The sequence below is a fragment of the Methanococcus voltae genome (assembly GCF_017875395.1).
Taxonomy (GTDB): Archaea; AGJL01; Methanococci; order Methanococcales; family Methanococcaceae; genus Methanococcus; species Methanococcus voltae_C.
In genome coordinates this window covers 177,525-185,990 of sequence record NZ_JAGGMO010000004.1, presented here as the reverse complement: position 1 = coordinate 185,990, position 8,466 = coordinate 177,525, and the positions used below count along the sequence as shown (strand labels likewise).

Below are 8,466 nucleotides of genomic sequence, written 5' to 3'. Positions count from 1 at the left end.
GGGCGGTCGGCAGAGAGTAAAATATTTTTATTTTACCCTTATTTCTCCCGTTAAAAGCTTCTGCATAAGCCCTTTTTTTGCATTTTTAAAAGTTCCAATTTTTCTTTTAAAATTTCTATGCCCAACTGCCTTTGGGCGGTCGGCAGAGAGTAAAATATTTTTATTTTACCCTTATTTCTCCCGTTAAAAGCTTCTGCATAAGCCCTTTTTTTGCATTTTTAAAAGTTCTAATTTTTCTTTTAAAATTTCTATTTCTTTATCTTGTAATGATAAAATTTCCGCAATTTTCTCTTGTTCTTTTAATGGTGGAATTGTAAATTTTAAATTTGAAAAACTTTTTTTATTTAAAATTGGCGTAGCACTATGTCCTGCATATTTTAATAAATATTCTTTATTATATTCTATTAAATAATATAAAAATTCAATATTATTTTTTGAAGAAGGCAATATTGCATTTATTTGTTGATTACAACTGCCCGTTTTGGTTAAAATCGCATTTTTACCAATACTTGCGATACATGTTATTAATAAACTTCCTGATGGTAGCTTACGACCTTTTGACAGTCCTTGAATTGTTAAATAGCGTTCTGATTTGGATATATATTTATTATATGTAATATCCGTAGGTGTAATCCAAGGATAGGTGCCATTTTCGTAATATTCTTTTAGTTTAGTACTTGGTGTAGTTCCAGTAACTATTTCAGAAATGTCCCCTAATTTAACTTCTTTCCATTCTTCGTTAAATCCAGGAAATCGAACTTTACCAGTTAATAAATTTTGCATTAAACCTTTTTTATATTCTTCCTTTTTAGAAATTAAATTTTCTAAAGTTTCGATATGATTATCCCACTTTGTTAAAATTTCCGCAATTTTTTGCTGTTCCTTTAATGGCGGAACTGATATTTTTATAGGGTGTATATAATTTCTATTTAAACTTGGAACTGCACTTCCTGAATTATATCTTTTCAAATTCAACGTTTTTAAAAGATAATAAATATAACGTGGATATGAGTTGTGGAATTTTTTTATATACAATGTTGTATTTAATGGCCAAAATGATTCACAAATATAAAATGGTTCTCCTAGATTACCACTTCGACCTATTGTAATACCGCCGTTTTTAACTTTATATTCATTATGATATCCAACTATTCCATTAGATGCGACTATTGGGTAACTGCCTTTTTTTCTACAGTTATTTGGTAAGTCATACCCTCTCTGAAATGTAATAATTTCCCCTAATCTCTTAACTTCCCAATCTTCAGGTATTTTTGAAAATCTTTGATTTTCGAAATCTACGGAAACCTTGTTTTCGTCAGAAATTCCTATTTTAGTTTCTTTATATCCCTTTTTAATCAAATTATCACTTAATCTTTTATTAGTTTATTAAATTATATTACTTTTTTTGCAACCTTGTCAATTCAATATGATAAAACACCGTAATTATCAATTTTAAAAAATGATAGTAATTTTAAATATATAAAAATAGCTACTTGTATTTTAATAATAGGATATTCAAAAAATAAAAATAAAAATAAAAATTCAAATCATTTATTGAATTTTATGGAATGCTTCTTTTAATTTAGGGCTAATTGGTTGAGGTTTTGTCATTAAACTAACGATAACCATTACAATTAATGAAACTAAGGCACTACCTGCATAGATAAGTTCCCAAGGTCCACCTACAATGTTTGTAAAGATATTAGCTTCTCTAGCGTAGATTAAACCTGCACTTACAAGGCTGCCTATAACCATTCCTGATAAAGCACCTTCTTTGGTAGCTCTTTTCCAAACTAAACCCAAAATCAATGGTATGAACACACCAGAGGTATAAACGTCGTATGAATAAACCATTAAAGTAAGAATGCTATCGAATTTTAATGACACGATTAATGCAAAAATACCAACTAATATGGTACTTAAAATTGATAAGTTTAATATCTTTTTATCGTCCACATCTGGATTGTTTGGCTGGTAGAAGTCCTTTACAATGTGTGATGTTGAAGCAGTCAACAAAGAATCTGACGTACTCATAACAGCAGCTAATATTGCAGCCAAGAATAAAGCACCTACTCCACTACCGAATACGGTAATCATAAGTTGAGGAATAGCTGTTTTAGGACTTGCAAGTATTGCAGCTGGGTCATTTGATAAAACTAACGCAGCCATACCTGCTAAAGCTGGTAAAAATGATAAGATCATCAATAAAACACCTGCAATTATAGCACCGTTTTTAGCAACTACTTCGTTTTTAGCAGCAAATAATCTCTGGTAGAAATCTTGACCTATCAAGGTGTACATTGTAGTACCTGCTAAAATAAGCGCAATAGTTCCGATTCCCGCTGAACCAAAGTTAAAGTACTGGTCTGCAGATATTGGTAAAACGTTAGCTTTTTGCAATGCTTGTAATCCGGTTGATATTCCATTTACGCCCCCAACTTTCATAAATGCTAACGCTGTAGCTAATATAACCCCAATGCTACCAATAATAACTTGTATGAAGTCGGTTAATGCAACAGCCCATAAACCAGATGCTGCAGTATATGCAATAAATATGATTGTGGATATTATGGCACCCCAGAATGGGTCAATACCGAGTACTTGGAAAACTGATGAAGCACCAGTAACTAAAGCAGCAATAATTCCAATTAATGCCACTAATGATAAAAATGCGGATATATACCTTATATTTCTACAGTTGTACCTTAATTCTAAAACTTCCGGAACTGTAAACAATGCTAAAGCTCTCATTGGCTTTGCAAGGAATAAACCTAGTAATAAAAGACCGAAACCGCAAGCGAAGCCGTACCAGATACCACCCAAACCAGACATAACACCGTGTTCAGCACCACCCAATATGAAGCCTCCACCGTAGTGTGTAGCTGCTAAAGTCGCAGTTGTTAAAAATATTCCTAAATTACGACCTGCTAGTAAAAAATCGGTTGAACTTTTGATAAATCTTTTTGCGTATAAACTTACGAACAACATTAACAATAAATAGCCGGATATAACAACCCAGATTATTATATTATCCATTAAAACACCTCTAAAGGTAAAGATCTCTCTGTTTTTAATTATTTAAAAAAATTAGCTAAGTATCTATTAAATTTATTTAGTCATGTATCAATATTATATATGTTATAATTTATTTATATTTGGTATTTTAATAAAGAAGTGAGGATAATACTAATGGACATAAGTCGAATTTATCGACATGCCAATGATTGATTAACTCACTACTTCATAGTGGTGTATACATATTGCACAATAGGCTTACAAGTATTTTTTAGTACAATTCATATTTTAAATTTCTATTCCATTATCTATAAATTAACAAATAATTATTTAATTACAATACTTGCATAAATTCTTATTATGCAAATCATTATTATATCTAAAGTATTATAAAAATCAATCTATTAAGTTTTTGAGAACGTTATTAAATTTATTGATAATATTATATTGATATAACAATATAGCGATATTGGGATATATTGATTATTTTAATTCAAATAACAACTTTAATATAAAATATAAGTTATACTTTTATTTGATATTCAGTTTTTAAAATTTTAATTTATTAACATACTATTCTAAAAGTTGTTCTAAATGTTTAATTTTAATTTTAATTTTAAACGAATATTTACTATGTAGTATTTTCCATAACTATTTAACTATCTAATTAATCAAATAACTACTAGCTAATATTAAATAATTAGCAATCAATCCTAAATAATTAACAACTTAATATGTAACAACTTTAAAACTACGGTGATATTATGAATTTACTAAAAGCGTATTTAGACTACCCAGTTTTAAATAAAATACTCATTGGACTTATTTTAGGTACAATTGCAGGTATATTATTCGGCGAGTCTATAGCATTTTTAAAACCACTCGGGGATTTATTTATACGTCTTTTAAAAATGTTAGTTATTCCCATTATAGTCTCCACAATTATTATGGGTTCTGCAAGCATTAGCCCTGCAAGGTTAGAAAGAGTAGGTTTAAAAATAGTATTGTTTTATTTGTTAACTTCAGCTTTTGCCGTAATCATTGGTTTAGCACTCGGAAATATATTCCAACCAGGTATTGGCTTACAATTGGCAGCAGATACCGCAACAATGACTGTTAAACAAGCACCTTCTTTATTGGACACATTCTTAAATATTGTACCAACAAATCCATTTTCAGCTATTGCTTCAGGACAGGTTTTACCTACAATCTTCTTCTCAGTAATATTGGGTGTAGCTTTAAGTTACCTTATTGATAGTGATAATGAAAGGATATCAAGCTCTGCGAAAACATTTTTTAAAATGTTTGAGGCATTAGCCGAAGCTATGTACTTAGTAGTTAAGGGTGTTATGCAATATGCTCCAATAGGTGTTTTCGCGCTTATGGCGTATGTTATGGGTACTCAAGGAAGTACTGCTATTTATTCATTATTTGGTATTACATCAGTTATATTTGCAGGTTATGCACTACAAATATTCGTTGTTTACGGATTACTACTTAAAGTATTCAAATTTAGCCCTTTAAAATTCTTTAACAAAGTAAAAGATGTAATCGTAACTTCTTTTGTAACAAGGAGCTCAAGTGGTACCTTACCAGTTACAATGGAAGTAGCGGACGAAAATTTGGGCGTATCTAAGTCAATCTATTCATTTACATTGCCATTAGGTACAACTTTAAATATGGATGGTACAGCAATATACCAGGGTGTATGTGTTTTATTCATTGCAAATGCAATCGGAATGCCTTTGGGCTTTGAACAGCAAATGGTTGTTGTTTTAACAGCTTTATTAGCTTCAATAGGTACAGCAGGTGTTCCTGGTGCAGGGCCTATCATGTTAGCAATGGTTCTTGCAAGTATAGGCATATCTTTGGAAAACCCTTCAGTAGCTGCAGCATATGCCATGATATTGGGAATTGACGCTATTTTGGACATGGGTAGAACCTTAGTGAATGTTATGGGTGATACCGTAGGTACAACAATCGTAGCAAAATCCGAGAATGAAATCGACAATACAAAATGGGAATAAATTAAATTGATGTAGGGTATATGGAATAAACAGAAAGGTATTTAACTGACTATACCTTACTTCCTACTATATTATCCTATTTCAGTATTTCATCTATTATTTCATCTATTATTTTATTATTTTATCTTTTTTAAGGCACAATTTCGTGATACTATGAAATCAAAAAATTTAGAAGAATTTACAGCAAAATTATCGATAAAAGAAACAAATATACTTTTAAAATTTAAAAATAACAATACACATAACAATACAAATACAAATAATGATAAAAATAACAATAATGATAAAAATAACAAATTTTTAAAAATTGCAAAGGATACAATTATAAAAAATAGGTTAATTCTTGAGAATTATATTAAAAGAAACCCGATATTTTTAACATCATACGAACCGTTAAATTTGAATCAATTGGATAATTCTTTTTACAAATTCAAAAATGAAGAAGAATTAGGAATCCCAAAAGTGCTAGATTATATGATAAAAGGCGGTCAAAATGCAGATGTAGGGCCTATGGCAAGCGTTGCAGGTACATTTAGTCAATTAGTAGTTGAAGAACTGGTAAATAATGACTGTATAAACCCCATGGCAGAAAATGGAGGGGACATTTACTTAAAACAGAACGGTAGAGAAAGCGATAACAAAGATACCGTAGTTGGGCTTTATGCCGGAAAATCTAACATAAGTGGGCACCTAGGTTTCAAATTGAAGAAAGAGACTTTAAAAAAGGGTTACGGTATTTGTACTTCTTCAGGGACTGTCGGACACTCTGTTAGTTTAGGGAATGCAGACGCAGTCGTGGTATTTGCAAGAAACGCATATATCGCAGACGCAGCAGCAACGGCTATTGGAAACTACGCAAGAGGGACTTCGGAAGAAGCTATTTCAAAATGTCTTGAACGTGCAGACGAAATCGCTAAAATTGACGGCGTTTTTGTAGCAGTGGGTGAAAATGTAGGTATACGTGGAAAATTACCTAAATTGGTTAGCACAGATAAAAAAGAAACTTATAGTACTGCATTTGAATTAATTTAATCAGTATTCTTTTAATTAATTTAAACCTGGTATTAAAAGTCTAAATAAATTTAAATTAAATGTTTAATCAATTGTTAAAATTCAATCAAAACATTTATTATGTAATAAAACTAATAGATTATTAGAATTATAACTTAAAATTGGTGTAAATATGAACGTTGGCGAAGTAATGAACCCTAAGATATACAAAGTAAGCCCTGAAGAAAGTTTATATACTGCATTTAAGACCTTACACGAAAAAGGCGTTAGAAGAGTTTTTATTGAAGAAGAAAACAAAATCGTAGGCGTAATTAGCTACAGAGACTTAGTAAATGTATTTGTAAACAAAGGTATTTTTGAATTAATTGATACAAAAATAAAAGACTTTGCAATAAAAGATGTATTAAAAATAAACAAAAATGAGAATATTGCGCACGCAGCTCAAATCATGTTACACGCTGATGTTTCCGGCTTATTGGTGGTTGACGAATATGAAAACCCTGTAGGCGTAGTTTCTCAAACTGATGTATTAAGAGTATTAGTTAGAGAATTTGACCAATAATTATATCCTATAATTTATAATATATGAGTATAACATATACCATATATTTTAAGAAGATAATTTACGAAATAAATTCGTTATCGACAATTATTAATAAATATTTTATTCACATAACCATATTATATCTTTTTTACATTGATTAAAAAAATTTACACAAAACAAGATAAAATAAAGCTAAATTAAAATTAATAAAATAATAAAATAATAAAGCTAAAAATAAAGCTAAATTAAAATTAATAAAATAATTAAATAATAAAATAATTAAAAATGGATGTGCAATTATGTTTGAGTCGCTTGCAAGTATTGCAGAGCAATTAGTTTTGGATTATGGATATATCGGACTATTTTTGATTTCTTTCACAGAATCGTTTATTCAACCGATAATACCTGACATTTTTTTGGCCAGTAACACGTTATTTGGTCTAGATTTAACGATTAGCGTATTAGTTGCAATTATTGGTTCAGTATTGGGCGGTTATGTTGGCTATATACTAGGTGAAAAATTAGGCGAGGATGCTTTTTTAAAAATCTTCGGAGAAAAGAATTATAAAAGAGGAGAAAACCTATTTAAAAAATATGGTGTTTGGGGCGTCGTTATCGCAGGATTTACTCCCGTGCCTTATAAAGTGGTGGCTTGGTTAGCCGGTATATTTGAAATGCCAAAAAAATCTTTCATAATAGCTACTTTTGTCGGTAAATTACCACGATATATAATAGTTGCTTATTTCGGAATGGAATTTGGAAAAATTTTCGGATTTTAATTTAATAAACCATTAAATAGTAAATTAATAAACTAGTATAATATTAAAAATTATTAAAAATTATCAAACATAACTTAGTAATAATTACAATAGTTCAAAAAGATGATAAAATGATTAATCCATTTGTTTTATTGGTGGCAGACCTAATTGACCGTACATTTGGGGAATTACCCGAAAAAGTACACCCTGTTGTTATAATCGGCAATATTATATCTAAAATTCAAGATATAATCCCTTCATCTAATTCAAAAAACCCAAAATCGGATTTAATTAAGGGAATGGTATTAAATTTATCGGTAATTTTTGCATTATTGGTTGTATGTTCAATTATAGATTTCATTTTAAATTTTTTACCAAGTTTTTTAAAATTAGTCGGTCAATCAATCATCATTTCCACGGTAATTGGTCATAAGTCATTGATTGAATTTTCAAAAGCACCTCTCGAATACATAAAAAACAATGATTTTGAAGGTGCTAGAAAGTCAGTACAACACATAGTAAGTAGAAATACGGCTGAATTGGATGAAAAACATATCATATCTGCAGGAATCGAAAGCTCTTCGGAAAATATCACCGATAGTATTATAGCACCTTTGTTTTATGCAATATTCTTCGGTATCTCTGGAGCGGTTATTTACCGTGCAATAAACACCATGGATGCAATGATGGGATACAAAAACGAAAAGTACAATTATTACGGTAGATTTTCAGCTTATATGGATGATATAGCTAATTTTATACCTTCGAGAATAGCGGGACTAATATTGGCAATTTCTGCACCATTTTACGGTGGTAATATATTCAATGGTTTGAAAGGATATATTTACCAAGGACATAAAACGCCATCACCTAATTCCGGATATACAATGGCAGTATTGGCAAACGCTTTAAATATGCAGTTGGAAAAAATAGGATGTTATAAGCTCGGAACTGGGGAAATAACATTAAAAAAAGGTTATCAATCTTTAAAAGCTATTGATTGCACTACGTTTGGATTTTTAATAATTTATGGAATAGTTTATGCACTAATTTAATATTAAATTCCTATTAAATTCCTATTAACTTAATATTGATTTAAAAATAGTGTGAT

7 protein-coding genes are annotated in these 8,466 nt (G+C 29.9%); 5 read left to right on the top strand and 2 right to left on the bottom strand.

What is annotated here, in order from left to right:
• Window positions 1–183 precede the first annotated feature (183 nt).
• Window positions 184–1,359: a restriction endonuclease subunit S gene (locus J2127_RS05980; protein WP_209732653.1), complete on the bottom strand. Its 1,176-nt coding sequence runs from the start codon at window positions 1,357–1,359 to the stop codon at window positions 184–186.
• Between the two features lie 192 nt (window positions 1,360–1,551).
• Entirely contained in the window at window positions 1,552–3,036 is a 1,485-nt protein-coding gene (locus tag J2127_RS05975) for a sodium:solute symporter family protein (RefSeq protein ID WP_209732652.1), read from the bottom strand.
• A gap of 743 nt (window positions 3,037–3,779) precedes the next feature.
• On the opposite strand from J2127_RS05975, the gene J2127_RS05970 reads away from it, so the two are divergent.
• The 5 genes from J2127_RS05970 (at window position 3,780) to cbiB (ending at window position 8,410) form a co-directional block, all read left to right on the top strand.
• Window positions 3,780–5,042, top strand: a complete 1,263-nt coding sequence (locus J2127_RS05970; protein ID WP_209732651.1) for a dicarboxylate/amino acid:cation symporter — start codon at window positions 3,780–3,782, stop codon at window positions 5,040–5,042.
• 153 nt (window positions 5,043–5,195) lie between these two features.
• Window positions 5,196–6,074: a UPF0280 family protein gene (locus tag J2127_RS05965; RefSeq protein ID WP_209732650.1), complete on the top strand. Its 879-nt coding sequence runs from the start codon at window positions 5,196–5,198 to the stop codon at window positions 6,072–6,074.
• A 151-nt stretch (window positions 6,075–6,225) separates the two neighbouring features.
• Window positions 6,226–6,615: a CBS domain-containing protein gene (locus tag J2127_RS05960; RefSeq protein ID WP_209732649.1), complete on the top strand. Its 390-nt coding sequence runs from the start codon at window positions 6,226–6,228 to the stop codon at window positions 6,613–6,615.
• Between the two features lie 281 nt (window positions 6,616–6,896).
• Complete coding sequence (locus J2127_RS05955; protein ID WP_209732648.1) at window positions 6,897–7,376, top strand: YqaA family protein; 480 nt, start codon at window positions 6,897–6,899, stop codon at window positions 7,374–7,376.
• A gap of 110 nt (window positions 7,377–7,486) precedes the next feature.
• Complete coding sequence (cbiB, locus tag J2127_RS05950) at window positions 7,487–8,410, top strand: adenosylcobinamide-phosphate synthase CbiB (RefSeq protein WP_209732647.1); 924 nt, start codon at window positions 7,487–7,489, stop codon at window positions 8,408–8,410.
• The last annotated feature ends 56 nt before the right edge of the window (window positions 8,411–8,466 follow it).